General features: G+C 73.7%; 12 protein-coding genes. 8 read left to right on the top strand and 4 right to left on the bottom strand.

Going from position 1 to position 19,842, the window contains the following annotated elements:
* Nucleotides 1–70 precede the first annotated feature (70 nt).
* The 3 genes from IE177_RS15090 to IE177_RS15100 are packed head-to-tail and all read left to right on the top strand — an operon-like array spanning nucleotide 71 to nucleotide 7,227.
* Nucleotides 71–1,600, top strand: coding sequence for a hypothetical protein (locus IE177_RS15090; protein WP_190015830.1), 1,530 nt, complete (start codon nucleotides 71–73; stop codon nucleotides 1,598–1,600).
* Between the two features lie 31 nt (nucleotides 1,601–1,631).
* A complete protein-coding gene (locus IE177_RS15095) occupies nucleotides 1,632–2,525 on the top strand; it encodes a hypothetical protein (protein WP_190015831.1) in 894 nt (297 codons plus the stop codon).
* 37 nt (nucleotides 2,526–2,562) lie between these two features.
* Nucleotides 2,563–7,227: a hypothetical protein gene (locus IE177_RS15100; protein ID WP_190015832.1), complete on the top strand. Its 4,665-nt coding sequence runs from the start codon at nucleotides 2,563–2,565 to the stop codon at nucleotides 7,225–7,227.
* Between the two features lie 90 nt (nucleotides 7,228–7,317).
* On the opposite strand, the gene IE177_RS15105 is transcribed toward IE177_RS15100, so the two are convergent.
* Nucleotides 7,318–8,085: an IclR family transcriptional regulator gene (locus IE177_RS15105; RefSeq protein WP_190015833.1), complete on the bottom strand. Its 768-nt coding sequence runs from the start codon at nucleotides 8,083–8,085 to the stop codon at nucleotides 7,318–7,320.
* 128 nt (nucleotides 8,086–8,213) lie between these two features.
* Nucleotides 8,214–8,747 carry a hypothetical protein gene (locus tag IE177_RS15110; protein WP_190015834.1) on the bottom strand — a complete coding sequence of 178 codons (534 nt, stop codon included), beginning with the start codon at nucleotides 8,745–8,747 and terminating at the stop codon, nucleotides 8,214–8,216.
* A 419-nt stretch (nucleotides 8,748–9,166) separates the two neighbouring features.
* Between IE177_RS15110 and IE177_RS15115 the strand changes: the two genes are divergently transcribed.
* From IE177_RS15115 to IE177_RS15135, 5 genes are read left to right on the top strand one after another with little or no spacing between them, the layout of a single operon-like run.
* Nucleotides 9,167–12,007 carry a nitrate- and nitrite sensing domain-containing protein gene (locus tag IE177_RS15115; RefSeq protein WP_190015835.1) on the top strand — a complete coding sequence of 947 codons (2,841 nt, stop codon included), beginning with the start codon at nucleotides 9,167–9,169 and terminating at the stop codon, nucleotides 12,005–12,007.
* Nucleotides 12,004–12,435: a roadblock/LC7 domain-containing protein gene (locus IE177_RS15120; protein WP_190015836.1), complete on the top strand. Its 432-nt coding sequence runs from the start codon at nucleotides 12,004–12,006 to the stop codon at nucleotides 12,433–12,435. The genes IE177_RS15115 and IE177_RS15120 overlap by 4 nt, the downstream gene beginning before the upstream one ends.
* 9 nt (nucleotides 12,436–12,444) lie before the next feature.
* Nucleotides 12,445–12,840: a DUF742 domain-containing protein gene (locus IE177_RS15125; protein ID WP_190015837.1), complete on the top strand. Its 396-nt coding sequence runs from the start codon at nucleotides 12,445–12,447 to the stop codon at nucleotides 12,838–12,840.
* A 24-nt stretch (nucleotides 12,841–12,864) separates the two neighbouring features.
* Nucleotides 12,865–16,539 (top strand): hydantoinase B/oxoprolinase family protein, encoded by a 3,675-nt coding sequence (locus tag IE177_RS15130; RefSeq protein ID WP_190015838.1) that lies wholly within the window; start codon nucleotides 12,865–12,867, stop codon nucleotides 16,537–16,539.
* Nucleotides 16,520–17,125, top strand: a complete 606-nt coding sequence (locus tag IE177_RS15135) for a GTP-binding protein (protein ID WP_190015839.1) — start codon at nucleotides 16,520–16,522, stop codon at nucleotides 17,123–17,125. The genes IE177_RS15130 and IE177_RS15135 overlap by 20 nt, the downstream gene beginning before the upstream one ends.
* 103 nt (nucleotides 17,126–17,228) lie before the next feature.
* Here IE177_RS15135 and glpK read toward each other — a convergent pair whose 3' ends face one another.
* Together glpK and IE177_RS15145 are read right to left on the bottom strand one after the other, a co-directional pair.
* Nucleotides 17,229–18,749: a glycerol kinase GlpK gene (gene glpK / locus IE177_RS15140; RefSeq protein WP_190015840.1), complete on the bottom strand. Its 1,521-nt coding sequence runs from the start codon at nucleotides 18,747–18,749 to the stop codon at nucleotides 17,229–17,231.
* A 108-nt stretch (nucleotides 18,750–18,857) separates the two neighbouring features.
* Complete coding sequence (locus IE177_RS15145) at nucleotides 18,858–19,607, bottom strand: MIP/aquaporin family protein (RefSeq protein WP_190015841.1); 750 nt, start codon at nucleotides 19,605–19,607, stop codon at nucleotides 18,858–18,860.
* Between the last annotated feature and the right edge of the window lie 235 nt (nucleotides 19,608–19,842).

Here is a 19,842-nt window from a genome sequence, read left to right on the forward strand (position 1 = left end):
CCGCCCGGGGGCAAACCGGCCCAGCCTCTCGTTTGGGTCGATGTCAGACCGAGGACCTAGTCTGTCCACCGTGACTTCGCCTGCACCGACGGACAGCGCTCCGCCCCAGCTCAGCGCGGGGCCGCGCCCGGCTCCGGGCCCGGCCGCCGACGAGGGTCTGGCGCGCCGGCTGCGCGCGCTCGCCTGCACCGCGCCGCTGCACGACCTCGACGCGCGCAAGGCCAACCTGGCCGGCGAGTACTCGGTGTACGGCATGGCCGAGGTGGCGCTGGCCGCCATCGACCTCGTCACACTCAACATGGACTTCGACACCGGAGCCGATCACGAGCAGATCGTGGCCCGGCTCGTCCCGCGCATCGCCGCCCAGGCCCCGCACCGGCCCGCCGCCGAGCACGAGCGCGTGGCCCGCTGGGTGCTGGAGAACCTGATCAACGTCGGCAGCGTCGACCGCGGCTTCCGCGCCGTCTACGGCACCTTCGCGCCGGACGGCACCTACGTCCGCCGCGACTACGACTTCAAGCTGGTCGAGGAGGTCCCCGGCCCCGGCGGCACGGTCTACCTGCGGACCACCGACGAAGCCGTCAACGTCCTGGTCGGCGCCCTCGACACCGACGTCACCAGCGCCCAGATCGCCGCCGAGGTGAAGCTGGAGGTGCTGATCAGCCGCGGCCGCCTCGCCGACGCCCAGCTCGCCGCCGAACAGGCCCGCTACCGCACGGTGCAGTACTCCGAGACCCTGCGCCGCGCCCTGGACGCCACCCGGCGCAACGTGCGCGCGGTCGACTGGCTCAACTCCGTGCCCGACATGATCGCCGAGGCCCTGGACCACGTGGCCGAGCGCTACCGCCACGAGAACGCCATCCTCACCAACATCCGCAAGGCCCGCGACGAGACCGAGGACACCGAGCACAAGCGCCGCGCGGCCGAACTGGTCGACATCGTCAAGGACTGCATCCGGCGGCACACCCAGCTCCAGTCGCGACTGCTGGAGGCCGGTCCGCTCTTCCGCGCCGAACAGGACCGGCAGGCGTTCGCCACCCCGGCGGCGACCTCCGGCACCGACCTGTACGGCCACCTCCTCGCCCCCCTCCTGCCGCTGCCGCTGGAGCGGGCGATCCGGGTCACCGACGCGTTCTTCACGGGTGGCACGGGTCTGCGCACACCGGTGTCCGTGCGGGTCGGCGACCTGGTCGACATCCTGCTGACGCCGCCGGTGGAGCGGGAGCACCTGGGCGCGGAGATGCCGGAGCCGGACCTCATCGCCACCCCGGACGACAGCCGGTTCAGCGAGGAGCAGCTGGCCGCCGCCACGGAACTGCTCGACCTGCCCGCCGACGCGCCGCGCAGACTGTCCGGCCTGCTGGCGGAGGCACGGCGGACAGGGGACCCCGATCTCGCCTACCTGGTGGCCCTGCTGGCGGTCCACGCGGCCAGCCCCGCCGTGGGCACCGCCTACCGGCAGGGCGAGCAGAAACTCCTGTTCGCCGTCGACGACGGCACCGAACTGGACGATCCCGAGTTCGGCGGGGCGGACCTGATCGTGGGAACCGCCCTGCTGGACGCGGCGGGCATGGCCGCGGACCGGACGGAAGCAGCATGAGCAAGCCGGAGAACGACAAGGAGTCACAGCCGTGAGCGAGCACGTCGAGTGGAGTGACACGGAGGCGGCCCCCGCCCCGTCGGCGTCCGCCGCCGTCACCCCGGCCGACGCCGCCGACGCGGCGCGGCTCGTCGCCTTCGGACTGCAGCCCAAGCTGCAGCCCGCGCGTGACCAGGAGTACGCGGAGCTGCTGCGCCGCTACCGCGAGGACCCGCCGTTCGCACGGCTGGCCGACGCCGTCGCCGCCGGGCTCGGGCTCGTGGTGCTGGAGGTGTCCCCGCGCGCGGGCATGGCCGTGACGGCCGCGGAGGACTCGGTGTTCGCCGTCCGCATGGGCGACTACGCGCGTCGCGCCGCCGCCGACTCCGGCGACCGCTTCCTGCACGGACTGGCCCATCTCGCCACCGCCGCCCTCGCGTTCCCGCGCCCGGAGGACCTAGCCGACGACTCCTACATCGGCCGCGTCACGGTCAACGGCGTCGACACCTTCGTGCGGCAGGCCTGCCGGCGCCTGGAGGAGCGCGCCGAGGAACAGGGCGAGAACACCGACCCGGCGACGGACGCCCCCGGACTCGAGGCCGCCTGGCGGATCTGGGCCAGACGCAGCGCGACCGGCGCCACCAAGGACGCCCGCCGTCCGGCCGCCTCCACCACCGGCATCGTCGCGAAGGCCCTGGCCTTCCTCACCGACTCGGGCTTCCTGCAGCGCACCGGGGACGACCACGGCGGCACCTACCGCACCACGGCCCGCTACCAGCTCCAGGTACGCGACATGGCCGCCGGCGCCGCCATGGCCGAACTCCTGGAACTGGGCGTCGTCCCGGTCACCGACGGCACCGCCACCCTGCTGCCCGCCGAGGACACCGACGACCTGGACCTGGTGGCCGACGCCGGGCTGCCGTTCCACACGCCGTCGCACTCCTGAACCTTCCGAACCGCCAGAAAACTGACGAGAGTCCGCCATGTACGAGCTGTCCCGGGTCCGCCTCTACTCCATCGGGCCCGCCGGTGCGCGCTACGCCGACACCGTGCTTGACCTGCGGGGCGTGGGCGAGCCCGTGCCCGACCCGGCGCCCACGCAGGCGGAGTTCTTCGAGGAGGAGCCCTCCGGGCCGCCGCGCCGGCCCGCGCCCGCCGGAGTGCTCTTCCTGGAGAACGGCGGCGGCAAGTCGGTCCTGCTCAAGCTGATCTTCTCGGTGATGCTGCCCGGCCACCGCAACACCCTCGGCGGCGCCAGTTCCGGCGTGCTCCGCAAGTTCCTGCTCGCCGACGACTGCGGACACGTGGCCCTGGAGTGGCAGCACGTGCAGACCGGCGAGTGCGTCGTCGTCGGCAAGGTCAGCGAGTGGCGCGGACGGCAGGTCTCCAACGACCCGCGCAAGTTCGCCGAGGCCTGGTACTCCTTCCGGCCCGGTCCCGGCCTCAGCCTGGACAACCTGCCGGTCGCCGAGTCCACCGCCGTACGGCCGCCCGCCGAGGGCGCCTCGGGCGCCCAGGGCCGCCGCCGCACCATGAAGGGCTTCCGCGACGCCCTGACCGAGGCGGGCAAGGCGTACCCGCACCTGGAGGCGCACTGGGAGGAGATCCACGACCGCTGGATCGAGCACCTCGGCGACCTCGGTCTGGACCCCGAACTCTTCCGCTACCAGCGTGAGATGAACGCCGACGAGGGCGAGGCGGCCGGTCTCTTCGCGGTCAAGAAGGACTCCGACTTCACCGACCTGCTGCTGCGCGCCGTCACCGACACCCGCGACACCGACGGCCTGGCCGACCTCGTCAGCGGCTTCGGCAACAAGCTCGGCCGGCGCGCCGAACTGATGGCCGAACGCGACTTCACCGCGGGCTCCGTCGACCTGCTCGGACGCATCGTCGAGGCCGCCGGGGCCCGTTCCCGGGCACGGGACGTCCACGCCGGCGCCGAGCGCCGCACCCGCACCCTCGCCCGGCGGCTGTCCGCGCGCGCCGTGCGGGAACGGATGCGGGCCGCCGACCTCGCCCAGCGGGTCACGGCCGCCGCGTACGCCGTCACGCACTCCGAGGGCGCGCGGGAGCGCAGCGCCCAGATCGCCGCCGAACTCGCCTACCGGCACGCCTCCCTGGCCCTCGCCGCCGCCGAGAAGTCCGCAGCCGCGCAGAAACGCGAACTGGCCGACGCCCGCACCCTGCACTCCGCCTGGCAGGCGGCGGAGGCCGTGCTGCGCCACCGTGCGGCCACCGACCGCGTCACGCGCGTGGCCGCCGCCATCCAGGAGGCCGAACGGGACGCCGCTCCGGCGCTCGCCGCACGCGCCAGGGCCGCCGTGGATCTCGTGCGGGCCCTGCACGCGGCCGCCGGGAGCGCCGAGGCCCTCGCCAACGAGGAGGAGGAGCGTTCCGCCGCCCTCCAGGAGGCCGGCGACTCGGCGTACCGGGACTCCACGGCTGCCGCCACCGAGGCGCAGCGCGCCCGCAGCGAGGCCGGTCACCTGCGCCAGCGCCTCGCCGAGGTCGAGCAGGAGACCGCCGAAGCGGTCCGCGCCGGCTGGCTGGACGACACTGCGGCGGACGCCGACCCGGCGCGCGCCGCGCTCGCCGCGAGCGACGCCGAGAAGACGGCCGTGGCCGCCTGGGACACGGCCCGCGAGGCCGCCCGCAAGGCCACCGAGCACGCGCGTGAGGCGGCCTCCGCCGAGTCCCGCGCGGAACTCACCGCCGCCCGCGCGGCGGACGCCGCGACCGCAGCCGAGCGCGCCCACGAGGCCGAACGGCGTCTGGCCGAGTCGCTGGCCGCCGAGGAACGGCTCGCGGAACTGCTCAGCCTGCCCGGCGCACCCCCGGCGGCACGCGCCGGCGTGCCCGCGCCCAGGCCGGCAGCCGACGACGGCGCCGCGGACGGGCCGGTCGCGGACGACGCGGCCGCCCAGGCCGGGAGCCCGCTCACCCCCGTGGAACTCGACCGGTTCGCCGACGAGTTGCGGGAGCTCCTCGACGACGCGGTGTCGGCCGCGGAACGGCACCTCTTCGACCTGAGGACGGCCGCCGCCGACGACGCCCGCATCCTCGGCGCCCTCGGTGACGGCGGACTGCTGCCGCCCGGCCCCGACGTGCTCGCCACCGTCGAGTTCCTCGGCGAGCGCGGCATCCCCGCGCTGCCCGGCTGGCGCTACCTCGCCCAGGCCGTCGACCCCGTCGACCACGCGCGTGTGCTCGCCGCCCGCCCCGAACTGGTCGACGGCGTCATCATCACCGACCCGGACACGCACGCGCGTGCCCGCGAGGCCCTCGGCGAGGCCGCGCTGCTGCCCCGCTCCGCCGTCGCCGTCGGCACGGCCGCCGCCCTGCTCGCCCCGGCCCCGGACGGCGCCGCCACCCCGGGCGACGTCTTCCTCGTGCCGCCGAACCCGGCCATGCACGACGAGTACGCCGCCGACGAGGAACGCCAGGCCCTGCGTGCGCGGGCCACCGAGCGCGACGAGGAGATCCGCGCCCTGGCCGCCCGGCTCGGCAAGGACCGCGAACTGGCCGCCCGGCTCACCTCCTGGCGCACCGGCTGCCCCGCCGGGCACCTCTCCGAACTCGCCGGGGCCGCCCAGGAGGCCCGCGCGTTCGCCGAGGAGGCCGAGGCCGACCTCGCCGAGGCACGCGCCGCCCGCGCGGAGGCCGACGAGGCGGCCGCCGAGGCCGCGCAGGTCCGCGACGAGCGGCAGGAGGCCGCACAGAGGACCCGCCGTGCCGCCGACGCCCTGGCCGGCCTCGCCTTCCGGCTCCGCGAGCGCGCCGGCTGGCAGGCGAAACTGCGCGAACTCGCCGACGAGGCGGCCGAGTCCGAGGCCCGCGCCCAGACGTGCCTGGAGCGCGCCCGCGCCGCCGACGAGGACCGCCGCGCCGCTCAGCGCGCCGCCGACGACGCGCGCCGCACCGCGCGCGCCCTGCGCGCCGAGCGCTCCGAGATCGCCGGCGCCCCCGACGAGGTCCCCGTCGACGACGCGGACGCCTCCGAGGCCTCCCTGCCCGCCCTCCGGGAGGCCTACCGGGCCGCGTCCCAGGTGTACGAGAAGGTCGGCGTCGGTGCCGACCTGCGGGCCGAGCAGGCCCGCGCGGAGAGCGACGAGAGCGCCGCCCGCGCCGAACTGGACCGGCTCAGCAACAAGGTCCGCACCCGCGCCGAGCAGCTCCTCCAGTCGCCCGACGGCTCCGACGGGCCGTCCCGCCAGGCCGCGGCGGCGCGTGCGGAGGAGCTGGTGCAGCTCCTGGAGACCCGCATGTCCACGGCGAGCGAACAGCTGGGCCGGCTGCGCGGCGAGGCCGAGCGGCACGCGCCCGAGGACGGTGAGGCGCACACCGAGCTCCCCGAGGAACTCGTCCCGCGTGACGCCGGGCACGCCCAGGTACTGCTGCGTACGGCCACGACCGAACTCGCCGCCCGCACGGAGGCGCTGACCGAGGCCCGGGAGGCGCACGCGGAACTGCTGGAGGCCCACCGCGCCGCCGAGGACGCGGCCGCCGGCTTCGACGAGATCGCCGCGATGCTCCGGGACCTGCTGCGCGAGCACGCGCCGGAGGAGGAGCAGGACGAGCCGGAGCCCTACCCCGGCACCCTGGAGGAGGCCCGGCACTCCGCCGCCGAGGCCCGCCGCTCGCTGCGCGGCTGTGCCGCCGACCTGTCCGCCGCCGAGGCCGCCGTGCGCGAGGCGAGCGACGTCCTCGTCCGGCACGCCAACGCCACGCGCTACGAGCAGGTCCGTACCCCCGCCCGGCAGCAGATCCGCGAACTCCCGGCGTCGGCGCTGCCCGAGCACGCGCAGAAGTGGGCGGACGCCTTCGCGCCCCGGCTGCGGGTCCTGACCGACGAGCTGGCGCAGCTGGAACGCAACCGGGACTCGATCGTGGACCGGCTGCGCGGTCTCGTGGAGTCCGCGCTGGCGACGCTGAGGTCCGCCCAGCGGCTCTCCCGGCTGCCCGAGGGGCTCGGCGAGTGGTCCGGGCAGGAGTTCCTGCGCATCCGCTTCGAGGAGCCCGACCAGGCCACGCTCACCGAACGGCTCGGCGAGGTCATCGACGAGGCCACGCGGGCGGCCGTGAAGAAGAACTCGGACATGCGCCGCGACGGCATGTCCCTGCTGCTGCGCGGAGTCGCGGCGGCGCTGCAGCCGAAGGGCGTGGCCGTCGAGATCCTCAAGCCCGACGCCGTACTGCGCGCCGAGCGGGTCCCCGTCGGACAGATGGGCGACGTCTTCTCGGGCGGCCAGCTGCTCACGGCGGCCATCGCCCTGTACTGCACGATGGCCGCGCTGCGCAGCAACGACCGGGGACGCGACAGGCACCGGCACGCGGGCACGCTGTTCCTGGACAACCCCATCGGCCGGGCCAACGCCACCTACCTGCTGGAACTCCAGCGGGCCGTGTCCGACGCGCTCGGGGTGCAGCTGCTGTACACCACCGGCCTGTTCGACACGACCGCGCTCGCGGAGTTCCCACTGGTCATCCGGCTGCGCAACGACGCCGACCTCAGGGCGGGCCTGAAGTACATCAGCGTCGAGGAGCACCTGCGGCCCGGTCTTCCCCAGCAGCCCGGGGCCGGCGAAGCGGTGCGCAGCGAGATCACGGCGACCCGCATGTTCAAAAGGCCGGCGCCGGCCGCGCCCTGAGGGGCGCGGCGGGCAACCGGCGGGTTCCGCAGCCGTTGCGTACCGTGCGGCGGGTTGCGCGCATGGTGTGAGCCGGGGGTACGGCTCCGGTCAGAGGCCGTACCCCATCCGGCGCGACAGTTCGGCGCCCGCCGCCACCGTCCGCTTCGCCACCTCCGGCAACCGGTCCCCGTTCAGCCGGTACACCGGGCCGGAGACGCTGATCGCCGCGATCACCTGGCCGTCGTGGCCGCGCACCGGCGCCGCGACGGCCGCCAGCCCCGGTTCCAGCTCCTCCAGCGTGACGCCGTAGCCCTGCTCGACCACGGCCTCCAGCTCGGCGCGCAGCCTCGTCGCGCCGGTCACGGTACGGTCCGTGAAGCGCGGCAACGGCCGGGCCAGCAGGCCTTCGCGCAGGGTGGGCGGCAGGTGGGCGAGCAGTACCTTGCCGCTGGAGGTGGCGTGCAGCGGGGTGCGCCTGCCCAGCCAGTTCTGCGCGGTGATCGAGGCGGTGCCGCGGGCCTGCATCACGTTGACCGCCGCGTCGTCGTCCAGGACGGCGAGGTTCACCGTCTCGCCCAGTTCGTCGGCGACCTCCCGGCAGACCGGTACGCCTTCCTGGGAGATCTCCAGCCGCACCGCGGCCGCCCCCGCCAGGCGCAGGACGCCGGCCCCCAGGCAGTACTTGCCACGGTCCTTGGTCCGGGCCACCAGCCCCCGGTTCTCCAGGACGCCGAGCAGCCGGAACGCCGTGGACTTGTGCACGTCCAGCTCCGCGGCGATCTCGGTGACGCCCGCCTCGCCGCACCGGGCGAGGATCTCCAGCACGCTCACGGCACGGTCCACCGACTGCACGGCACCGGCCTGTGCACTGGGCATGACTCACCTCCCGCCACCTGCGGGTGGCCGCGTTGCGTACCGCGCCGGATCATGCGCCATACGAGACGTCATGCTACCGAAGCGCCCGAACGCGTCCCGGCCGTCGTCCGGTCCCCGCCCACGCGGGTTCAGGAGTGCGAAAGCTGCCCGGCGCCGCCCCGCCGGCGTATCCGCTCCTGCTCCCGCAGCTCGTCCCGCTCCTGACGCCGCCGCACGCGCCGCTCGCGCCGGAGCGCGCGGGCCGTGCTGCTCGGCTCGGAGACGACGCCGTACCGCTGGTTCCACACCTGGCGGGTCACCCAGACGTCGACCACGGCCCAGGTCGCCACCACCGTGCTCACCACGCTGCTGATCACCATGGGAAAGGCCAGCCAGGACCCGGCCATCGTGCACAGGAACGCCACCATCGCCTGGACGAGCGTCACCGCTATGACGATGACCGCCAGCACCGCCGCTCCCCGCACCGGATCAGGCGTCGGGTGCCGCCGCGCGGGCTCCTCCACCCACAGCGGCCGGTACGTCCGCTCCCGTTCCCCGTCGGCGGACTCACCGGCGCGCACCGGCCCCGGGATGCCGCGATCCGCCGCTTCATGGCGCCGCAGCGCCGTCGAGCGCTCCGCGACGCCCGTCTCGCGCGCCCTGCCCCGCTCCGCCGTGCCCATCACCGTGTCACTCCCCACCGCCGGCAGACCGCTCGCCCGGCGTCCGAAGACTCCGACTCCCCACTGGCTGCCCGGCTTGCGCTGTTCTACGCCGCCCGGGGCGCGGGATGGGGCTCATGTGGCCCATTCCGCCTCCTTCTCCCGTAGAGATGGACGAACGAGACGGCGTGAAGATTCCCGAACGGCGAAAGAATTCGGCCAACCGCCTGTCCAAGGCCGTGCGTCCCCTCCCGGCGCGGCGCGCCGAACAGCGGTGGCAATCTCCCGCAATGCCCGGACAACTCGCCATGTCCTGCCGCCGGTACGGAAGTTCCCCCGCCAGACACGTCTTCGAGTTATCCGTAAGGCGGTAGTAGGCTCGCGCCGTTTGTTGACGCACATGTCACCCCCGGCCGGTGGGGGTCGAGCTGGGGGAGGCCATGCGCTTTCGCGGGAAGTCGATCCGCCGGAAGATCGTGGCGCTGGTTCTCGTGCCGCTGGTGTCCCTGGGCGCCGTCTGGGCCTTCGCCACGGTGCTCACCGGCCGTGAGGTCGCCCGGCTCTTCCAGGTCTCGGACGTCATGCAGGACATCGGCTATCCCGCCGAGGACGCCGCCCGCGTCCTCCAGCAGGAGCGCCGCCAGACACTCGTCTACCTCGCCGACCCCCGGGCCGCCGACGCGCTCGCCGCGCTGAACCGGACCCGGGGCGCCACCGACCGGGCCATCGCCACGATCCGTGAGAACGCCAAGGACGAGGACGTCCGCGACGGCATGGACGCGGACGACAACGAGCACCTCACCACCCTCCTCGACGCCTTCGACAGCCTCGACTCCCTGCGCCGCAACGTCGAGGAGGGCACGGCCACCCGAGGCCAGGCCCTCGTCCGCTACAACCACCTCGTCGACCCCTGCTACGCCCTGCTCGCCGCACTCGACGGCGTCGACGACGTCGAGACGGACAAGCAGGCCCGCGCGCTGATCAACGTCGCACGCGCCCGCGAACTGCTCTCGCGGGAGGACGCCCTCCTCGGCTCCTCCCTCGTCGTCGGCCGCCTCACCCGCGACGAGACCCGGGACATCTCCGACCTCGCCGCCCAGCGCGGACTCCTGTACGAGATCAGCCTGCCGCTGCTGCCCGCCGCGGAGCGCGAACGCTACGCACGCTTCTGGAGGAACGCCACCACCGCCCCCCTGCGCGCGGCCGAACGGACCGTCATCGGCACGGACTCAGGCACCCCCCGCGGGGTCACCGCCAAGAGCTGGGACTCCGCGGCGGCGAGCGTCCTCGAAGAACTCGGCACCCTCGACGACCAGGTGGGCGACCGCCTGCAGGACCGCGCGCGCCCCGTCGCCGTGCGCGTCATCGTGCAGGCCGCCGTCGTGGGCGTCCTCGGTCTGGTGGCCCTCCTGCTCTCCGTCTTCCTCTCCATCCGGGTGGGCCGCGCCCTCATCCGGGATCTGCGTCAGCTGCGCCTGGAGGCGCACGAGGCCTCCGGGGTCCGGCTGCCCAGTGTGATGCGCCGCCTGTCGACCGGTGAACAGGTCGACGTCGAGACGGAAGTGCCGCGCCTGGAGTACGACCGGAACGAGATCGGCGAGGTGGGCCAGGCCCTCAACACCCTCCAGCGCGCCGCCGTCGAGGCCGCCGTCAAGCAGGCCGAACTGCGTGCCGGCGTCTCAGAGGTCTTCGTCAACCTCGCCCGCCGCAGCCAGGTGCTGCTGCACAAGCAGCTCACGCTGCTCGACACCATGGAACGCAGGACCGAGGACACCGAGGAACTCGCCGACCTGTTCCGCCTGGACCACCTGACCACGCGCATGCGCCGGCACGCCGAGGGCCTGGTGATCCTGTCCGGCGCCGCGCCCTCCCGGCAGTGGCGCCGTCCCGTGCAGCTGATGGACGTCGTCCGTGCCGCCGTCGCCGAGGTCGAGGACTACGAACGCATCGAGGTACGGCGCCTGCCGCGCATCGCCGTCACCGGCCCGGCCGTCGCCGACCTCACCCACCTCGTGGCCGAACTCCTCGAGAACGCCACGGTCTTCTCGCCCCCGCACACCGCCGTCCAGGTCCTCGGCGAGCGGGTCGCCAACGGGTTCACGCTGGAGATCCACGACCGGGGCCTCGGCATGACGGCCGAGGCGCTCCTGGACGCCAACCTGCGCCTCGCCGAGACGCCGGAGTTCGAGCTCTCCGACACCGACCGCCTCGGTCTGTTCGTGGTCAGCCGGCTCGCCCAGCGCCAGAACGTCCGGGTCTCCCTGCAGCCGTCGCCCTACGGCGGAACCACCGCCGTCGTCTTCGTCCCCGAGACGCTGCTGACGGACGACGTCCCGGACACCAACGGCATCGGCTTCCGGCTCGACCGGGACCGCCCGGCGAAGGAAGCCGGGCAGCCGGCGAGCCGTGCCGCCGGACGGTCCCAGGCGACCGTGCAGCTGCCCGGCCTGCCCACCTCCCTGCTGGACGGCCCGGTCGAACTGGAGGCGCCGGTCGATCTGGACGCCCTCGACGACTTGCCGGGCGTCCTGGGCGACGAGGACAGCGAACGAGGCGGGATCTTCCGCCCTCGCCGGTCACGGCCCGGCGGCGAGGACCGCGCGGCCCCCCGGCCGGGCGACCCGTTCACGCGCGAGGACGACCGCGACAGCGGACCCGTGCCGCTGCCACGGCGGCAGACGCCCAAGCTGGTCAGCTCGCACGGCAAGCCCGTCACCGGCGCGCGCTCCCGCCGCGATGAAACGGACCGGGAACCTCCCGCCGGCCCGCGCGGCGCCGACACGGGCGCACCGGCCCCGCTTCCCGCCCGGCGGCGCGGTGCGGCCTCCCGGCGCCCCGGCGACGAACCCGCCGACCGTGCGGGCGAGCCGGGCGCGGCCCCGGCCGCCGGCGCCGACGGGGCGTCCGAGCCCCCGGCGCTGCCCCGGCGGAGCCGGCCCAGGGCACTCGCGTCCGGCGGCCCGGGTGGCCCGGCACGACCGGGCGGCGCCGCGGCCGGGAACAGCGGTGACCGCACGCCGACGGCCGGTGGCGCGGCCGGGGCACCGGGCACCGGGCCGCTGCCCCGGCGCGTACGCCAGGCCAGCCTGGCGCCCCAGCTCAAACAGGACACCGAACGGCGCGCGGAGCGCGCGGCCCGACCCGCCGACCGCGACGCCGAGGAGGTCCGCAGCCGGATGGCGTCGCTCCAGCGCGGCTGGCAGCGAGGCCGCGACGAGAACGCCGCGGACGACGGAACCACGAACGGCACCGCACAAGGAACTAAGGGGGACGGTCGATGACCGCACCGAAGCCGACCGGCCACATGACGGACAAGGGGGAGCTGAACTGGCTCCTGGACGACCTCGTCGACCGGGTCGCCAGCATCCGCAAGGCCGTCGTCCTGTCCGGCGACGGACTGCCCACAGGGGTGTCCAAGGATCTGACCAGGGAGGACAGCGAGCACCTCGCGGCCGTGGCCTCCGGCTTCCACAGCCTGGCCAAGGGCGTGGGCCGCCACTTCGAGGCGGGCAGCGTCCGGCAGACCGTGGTCGAGCTCGACGAAGCCTTCCTGTTCGTCACCGCCGCCGGTGACGGCAGCTGCCTCGCCGTGTTCTCCGACGCCGACTCCGACGTCGGACAGGTCGCCTACGAGATGACGCTGCTGGTCAAGCGGGTCGGCGCGCATCTGGGCACCGCCCCGCGCACCGACGTGCCCGCAGGCGGGTAGTGGGATGACATGAGCGGAGACGGTCAGGGAACAGACCACTGGTTCGACGACGACGCCGGACCGGTCGTCCGCCCGTACGCCATGACGCGCGGCCGCACCACCAGTGCGGGGCAGCACCGCCTCGACCTGATCGCGGTGGTCGTCACGGAGCCTGACGCGGGCGACCCGGAAGCCGATCCGACGCTGTCCCCCGAACACGTGGAGATCGTCGGACTCTGCCGGGACGCACCCCAGTCGGTCGCCGAGCTCGCCGCGGAACTCGACCTGCCCGTCGGCGTGGTCCGCGTCCTCGTCGGCGACCTCGCGCACGCGGAATTCGTCCACGTCACGCGGCCGGTGCCACCGGCGGAACTGCCGGACGAGAGTATTCTGCGCGACGTGATCAACGGCCTCCGGGCGCTGTGACCGGCGCGGAAGCGGGGAACTGACGTGGCAGGCTGGCAGTTCTGGGTCGACCGGGGCGGCACCTTCACCGACATCGTCGCGCGCCGCCCGGACGGCCGGCTGCTCACCCGCAAGGTGCTGTCCGACCACCCGGCCCTCACCGCCTCCCGGCTCCGCGCGAGCGAGGGGGCACCCGTGTCCGACGCGGCCGTCGCCGGTGTACGCGAACTCCTCGGCGGCTCCCGGGAGCCCGTCGAGGCGGTCCGCATGGGCACCACGGTCGCCACCAACGCCCTGCTGGAACGCAAGGGCGAACGCACCCTCCTCGTCGTCACCCGGGGCTTCCGCGACGCCCTGCGCATCGCCTACCAGAACCGCCCCCGCATCTTCGCCCGCCGTATCGACCTGCCCGGACCGCTCCACGAACGGGTCGTCGAGGTGGACGAGCGCGTCGCCGCCGACGGCACCGTACTGCGCGCCCCCGACCTGGACCGTCTGGCGGGCCCGCTCCAGCGGGCGTACGACGACGGGATCCGCGCGGTCGCCGTCGTCTGCCTGCACAGCCACCTCCACCCGGCACACGAACGAGCGATCGGGGAACTCGCCGCCCGCACCGGGTTCCCCCAGATCTCGCTGTCCAGCGAGGTCAGCCCGCTGATGAAGCTCGTGCCGCGCGGAGACACCGCCGTCGTGGACGCCTACCTCTCGCCCGTGCTGCGCCGCCACGTCCGCCGTGTGGCCGGCGAACTCCACGGCGTGCCGCTGATGTTCATGCAGTCCAACGGCGGGCTGACCCAGGCCGTGCGGTTCAGGGGCAAGGACGCCGTCCTCTCCGGACCGGCCGGCGGCATCGTCGGCATGGCCCGGATGTCGCAGCGCGCCGGCTTCGACCGCGTCATCGGCTTCGACATGGGCGGCACCTCCACCGACGTCTCGCACTTCGCCGGCGCGTACGAGCGCGTCCTCACCACACGGATCGCGGGTGTACGGCTGCGCGCCCCGATGCTGGACATCCACACCGTCGCCGCCGGCGGCGGGTCCGTCCTGCACTTCGACGGCTCCCGCTACCGGGTCGGCCCCGATTCCGCCGGCGCCGACCCGGGCCCCGCCTGCTACCGCGCCGGCGGCCCGCTCACGGTCACCGACGCCAACGTGATGCTCGGCCGGGTCCAGCCCGGCCACTTCCCGGCCGTGTTCGGGGCCGGCGGCGACCAGCCCCTGGACCAGGACGTCGTCCGCGAGCGGTTCACCGCCCTCGCACGCGAGATCCACCGGCGGACCGGCGACGACCGAACCCCCGAACAGGTGGCCGAGGGCTACCTGCGGATCGCGGTCGCCAACATCGCCAACGCCGTGAAGCGCATCTCCGTCCAGAAGGGCCACGACGTCACCCGCTACGCCCTGACCTCCTTCGGAGGCGCGGGCGGCCAGCACGCGTGCCAGGTCGCGGACACCCTCGGCATCCGCACCGTCCTCGTGCCGCCCATGGCCGGTGTCCTCTCCGCGCTCGGCATCGGCCTCGCGGACACCACCGCCATGCGGGAACAGTCCGTCGAGGCACTTCTGGACGCCGCCGCCATGCCCGGCATCCACCGGACCGCCGACGACCTGGAGACCGCCGCACGCGCCGAACTGGCCGCGGAGGACGTCCCGCACGACCGCGTGCGGGTCACCCGCCGCGCCGAGCTCCGCTACGACGGCACCGACACCACCCTCACCGTCGAGCTGGCCGGCCCCGGCGCCATGACACGGGCCTTCGAGGAACGTCACCGCGCCACGTACTCCTTCACCCTCGACCGCCCGGTCGTCGTCGAAGCCCTCTCCGTGGAAGCCACCGGCATCACCTCACCCCCCGACCTGTCCGCCCTCGCCCCGTACGAGGGCCACCGGGCCGTACCCGTGACCGTCCGCCTGCACACCGGCGGCGCCTGGCGTGATGTGCCCCTCCACCGCCGCGAGGGACTTCCCCCCGGCGAGACCGTCACCGGCCCCGCGATCATCACGGAGTTCGGCGCCACGACCGTCGTCGACGACGGCTGGCGGGCCGCGGCGACAGACGCCGGGCACCTGGTCATGGAACGCACGGCGATCACACAGAGTTCCTGCCTGGACACGGAAGTCGACCCGGTACTGCTTGAGATCTTCAACAACCTCTTCATGTCCATCGCGGAACAGATGGGCGCCCGGCTGGAGTCCACCGCCCAGTCCGTCAACATCAAGGAACGCCTGGACTTCTCCTGCGCCCTGTTCGACCCGGACGGGAACCTGGTGGCCAACGCCCCGCACATCCCCGTCCACCTGGGCTCGATGGGTACCAGCGTCAAGGAGGTCATCCGCCGCCGCGGCACCGGGATGCGGCCGGGCGACACCTACGCCGTCAACGACCCCTACCACGGCGGGACACACCTGCCCGACGTCACGGTGATCACTCCCGTGTTCGACGCCGAGGGGACGACGGACACGCGGAGTGAGCCGGAGATCCTCTTCTACGTCGCCTCACGCGGCCATCACGCCGAGATCGGCGGCGTCGCCCCGGGGTCCATGCCGGCCCACAGCCGCACCATCGAGGAGGAGGGCGTCCTCTTCGACAACTGGCTGCTCGCCGAGAACGGCCGCTTCCGCGAGGAGGAGACCCGCCGCCTGCTCACCGGAGCACCCCACCCCTCCCGCGACGTGCGCACCAACCTCGCCGACCTGCGCGCGCAGATCGCCGCCAACCGCAAGGGCGTCGACGAGGTGCGCCGCATGATCGACGAGTTCGGTCTCGACGTCGTCCAGGCCTACATGCGGCACGTCCAGGACAACGCGGAGGAGGCCGTCCGCCGGGTCGTCGACGCCCTGGGCGACGGCGAGTACGCCTACGAGACCGACTCGGGCGCCGTCATCCGCGTCCGCGTGCGCGTCGATCGCACCGAGCGCCGGGCCACCATCGACTTCACCGGCACCTCCGCGCAGCTCGCCACCAACTTCAACGCCCCGTTCGCGGTCGTCAACGCGGCGGTCCTGTACGTCTTCCGGACCCTGGTCGCGGACGACATCCCGCTGAACGACGGCTGCCTGCGCCCCCTCGACATCGTCGTACCGCCCGGCTCGATGCTCGCCCCCGGGGCGCCCGCCGCCGTCGTCGCGGGCAACGTGGAGACCTCCCAGGCCATCACCGGCGCCCTGTACGCCGCGCTCGGCGTCCAGGCCGAGGGCTCCGGCACCATGAACAACGTCACCTTCGGCAACGAACGCCACCAGTACTACGAAACCGTCGCCTCCGGATCGGGAGCGGGCGACGGCTTCCCCGGCGCCGACGTCGTGCAGACCCACATGACCAACTCCCGGCTCACCGACCCCGAGGTCCTGGAGTGGCGGCTGCCGGTCCGGCTCGAGGAGTTCGCCGTCCGCCGGGGGAGCGGCGGGGCCGGCCGGTGGCGCGGCGGTGACGGCGCCGTCCGCCGCATCCGCTTCCTGGAACCCATGACCGTCTCCACGCTCTCCCAGCACCGCCGCGTGCCCCCGTACGGCATGGCGGGCGGTGAGCCGGGCGCGCTCGGTGCCAACCGCGTGGAGCGGGCCGACGGCACGGTCACCGACCTGGGCGGCAGCGGCTCCGCCGACGTCGGCCCCGGCGACGTACTCGTCATCGAAACCCCCGGTGGCGGCGGCTACGGCCGGCCGTCACCCGTATCCCATCGAGCAGGAGAAGAGACCGATGATCTTCGGGCGATCTGAGCGCGGCAAGCCCCCGGTCGAGCCCGTCACGCTCAAGATCCTGGTGGCCGGCGGCTTCGGCGTGGGCAAGACGACCCTCGTCGGCGCGGTCAGCGAGATCCGGCCGTTGCGCACCGAGGAACTGCTCACCGAGGCCGGTCGGCCGGTCGACGACACAAGCGGGGTGGAGGGCAAGCACACCACCACCGTGGCCATGGACTTCGGTCGCATCACCCTGCGCGAGGACCTGGTGCTGTACCTCTTCGGCACGCCCGGGCAGGAGCGGTTCTGGTTCATGTGGGACGAGCTGTCCGAGGGCGCCCTCGGTGCCGTCGTCCTCGCCGACACCCGCCGGCTGGAGGACTGCTTCGCCGCCGTCGACTACTTCGAGCGGCGTGCCATCCCCTTCGTCGTCGGCGTCAACTGCTTCGAGGGAGCCGCGCAGTACCCCGCGGATGCCGTCCGCCAGGCCCTCGACCTGGACGGGGACGTGCCGGTCCTGCTGTGCGACGCCCGCGACCGCGAGTCGGTCAAGGAAGTGCTCATCGGCGTCGTCCAGCACGCCATGGAGTACGCGGCCGGCAGCCGCCAGGCCGTCGGGACCTGAGCCACGGGCACGGCCCGTACCCCCGCCGACCGGGGTACGGGCCGTGGTCCGGGACCAGCACTCACGCGCGCGTGCCGTGCTCTTCCACCCGGCGGCCGAGGCCCTACGCCTCGCCGTCCTCCAGCCAGCCGAGGCTCTTGTCCACCGCCCTGCGCCAGTTGCCGTACTCGCGCTCGCGCACCCGCTCCTCCATCGCGGGCGCCCATTCGGCGTCCTTCTGCCAGTGCGACTTCAGCTCGTCGAGGCCGTTCCACACGCCCGTCGCCAGCCCGGCCGCGTAGGCCGCGCCCAGGCAGGTCGTCTCGGACACCCGGGGCCGGACCACCGGAACCCCGAGCACGTCCGCCTGGTGCTGCATGAGCAGGCCGTTCCTCGTCATGCCGCCGTCGACCTTCAGGGTGGTGATCCGCACCCCGGAGTCCTGGTACATGGCGTCCACGACCTCCCGGGTCTGCCAGCTCGTCGCCTCCAGCACCGCGCGCGCGAGGTGCGCCTTGGTGACGTACCTCGTCAGTCCGGTGACGACGCCGCGCGCGTCGGAACGCCAGTAGGGCGCGAACAGACCTGAGAACGCGGGCACGATGTAGGCGCCGCCGTTGTCCTCGACGCTCGCCGCCAGTGTCTCGATCTCGTCGGCGGTGCGGATGATGCCGAGCTGGTCGCGGAACCACTGGACCAGGGCGCCCGTTATCGCTATGGAACCCTCCAGGCAGTACACCGGCGCCTCCCCGCCGATCTTGTAGCCCATCGTGGTCAGCAGTCCGCTCTTGGACGGCACCGGCCGGTTGCCGGTGTTCAGCAGCAGGAAGCTGCCGGTGCCGTAGGTGTTCTTCGCGGTGCCCACGTCGTAGCAGGCCTGTCCGAACACGGCGGCCTGCTGGTCGCCCAGTGCGGAGGCCACGGGCACGCCGGCGAGCTGCCCCACCGCGGTGCCGTACACCTCGGCGGAGGACCTGATCTCGGGCAGTACCGCCTCGGGGACGTCCATGGCGGACAGGATGGAGGGGTCCCACTGGAGGGTGTCCAGGTTCATCAGCATGGTGCGCCCGGCGTTCGTGACGTCGGTGACGTGCCGGCCGCCGTCGGTGCCGCCGGTGAGGTTCCATATCAGCCAGGAGTCGATGGTCCCGAACGCGATCTCGCCGCGTTCGGCCCGCTGCCGCAGGCCGGGCACCTGGTCCAGGAGCCAGGCCGCCTTGGGCCCGGAGAAGTAGCTGGCCAGTGGCAGTCCGGTCTGCTCGCGGAAGCGGTCCTGGCCGTCCGGGCCGCCCAGTTCACGGCACAGGGCGGCCGTGCGGGTGTCCTGCCAGACGATGGCGTTGTGCACGGGCTTGCCCGTCGCGCGGTCCCACAGGACCGTGGTCTCCCGCTGGTTGGTGATGCCGAGCGCGCTCAGCTGCCCGGCGCGCAGCCCGGCCTTGGCGAGCGCCCCGGCCACCACGGCCTGCACCTTGGACCAGATCTCGGTGGCGTCGTGCTCCACCCAGCCCGGCTTGGGGAAGATCTGGCGGTGCTCGCGCTGGTCGACGGCGACGATCGCGCCGCTGAGGTCGAAGATGATGCAGCGGCTGGACGTGGTGCCCTGGTCGATGGCGGCGACGTACTTCTCGGCGTTGTCCGTCATGGCTGTCCCCAAGTCGCTGGTCGGGTCGCGGGATCGGGTCGCGGGGTGGGTCGCTGGGCGCGGGGCCGCCCGGAAGGCCCGCGTGGGTCCGGGCGGCCCGTGCGCGGGTCAGAAGGCCGCGTTGTAGACGAGGCCGGCGAGCGCTCCGCCGATGAGCGGGCCGACGACCGGTATCCAGGCGTAACCCCAGTCGGAGGTGCCCTTGTTCGGGATCGGCAGGAAGGTGTGCACGATGCGCGGGCCGAGGTCGCGGGCCGGGTTGATGGCGTACCCGGTGGGGCCGCCGAGGGAGAGCCCGATGCCGACGACGAGCAGCGAGACGATCAGCACCGTGATGCCGGACTCACCGAGTCCCTTCGTCAGCCCGAAGGCGAGCACGGGCAGCACCAGCGCGACGGTCGCGATGACCTCGGTGATCAGGTTGGCGACCGGGTTCCGGATCTCCGGGATCGTCGAGAAGACGCCGAGGGTCGGCACCGGTTCGCCGGCCGTGCCCCCGGTCGCGTCCGTCGTGCGGACGTTGGCCTGGAACTGCGCCATGTACACGAGATAGGCGAGGACGGCGCCCAGCACCGCGCCGACGATCTGGCCCAGCAGGTAGACCCAGACCTTGCCCCACTTGCCGGTGTCCACGGCGATGCCGATGGTGACCGCGGGATTGAGGTGGCCGCCGGAGAGGGGGGCGGCGGTGTAGGCGCCGGCGAGCACGCCGAAACCCCAGCCGAACGCGATCACGACCCAGCCCGAGGCCCGCGCCTTGGAATGTCTGAGGGTGACGGCGGCGCAGACACCGGCACCGAACAGGATGAGGATCGCGGTGCCGATGACCTCGCCGACGAAAATGTCTCCATTGCTCATGGCAGCTCCCTTTGGCGCCGGTGGGGGCGATCAGCCCCGACCCTCCGTGCAGGAACGGTTCCTTGGCGACTTCGGCCGAAGCAGGGAGACCCGCGCCTCGCCCGGCGTCCGTGACGAGCGTGTCGTCGTGGCCGGATCGCCATGGAGGGACGGGCCGTGGAGCAGGACAGACCCGTGGCACAGTGCCTGATAACGCCGAGAATGTACGGCGATGTCGGCCGACACCGGGAAGTGT

The organism is Streptomyces lucensis JCM 4490 (genome assembly GCF_014650035.1).
GTDB lineage: Bacteria > Actinomycetota > Actinomycetes > Streptomycetales > Streptomycetaceae > Streptomyces > Streptomyces lucensis.

What these genes read in the sequence shown, in the direction of transcription:
- IE177_RS15100 (WP_190015832.1), top strand. Translation starts at nt 2,563, where the DNA reads ATGTACGAGCTGTCCCGGGTCCGCCTCTACTCCATCGGGCCCGCCGGT.
- IE177_RS15105 (WP_190015833.1), bottom strand. Translation starts at nt 8,085, where the DNA reads ATGCCCAGTGCACAGGCCGGTGCCGTGCAGTCGGTGGACCGTGCCGTG.
- IE177_RS15135 (WP_190015839.1), top strand. Translation starts at nt 16,520, where the DNA reads ATGATCTTCGGGCGATCTGAGCGCGGCAAGCCCCCGGTCGAGCCCGTC.
- IE177_RS15125 (WP_190015837.1), top strand. Translation starts at nt 12,445, where the DNA reads ATGAGCGGAGACGGTCAGGGAACAGACCACTGGTTCGACGACGACGCC.
- IE177_RS15110 (WP_190015834.1), bottom strand. Translation starts at nt 8,747, where the DNA reads ATGGGCACGGCGGAGCGGGGCAGGGCGCGCGAGACGGGCGTCGCGGAG.
- IE177_RS15120 (WP_190015836.1), top strand. Translation starts at nt 12,004, where the DNA reads ATGACCGCACCGAAGCCGACCGGCCACATGACGGACAAGGGGGAGCTG.
- IE177_RS15115 (WP_190015835.1), top strand. Translation starts at nt 9,167, where the DNA reads ATGCGCTTTCGCGGGAAGTCGATCCGCCGGAAGATCGTGGCGCTGGTT.
- IE177_RS15145 (WP_190015841.1), bottom strand. Translation starts at nt 19,607, where the DNA reads ATGAGCAATGGAGACATTTTCGTCGGCGAGGTCATCGGCACCGCGATC.
- glpK (WP_190015840.1), bottom strand. Translation starts at nt 18,749, where the DNA reads ATGACGGACAACGCCGAGAAGTACGTCGCCGCCATCGACCAGGGCACC.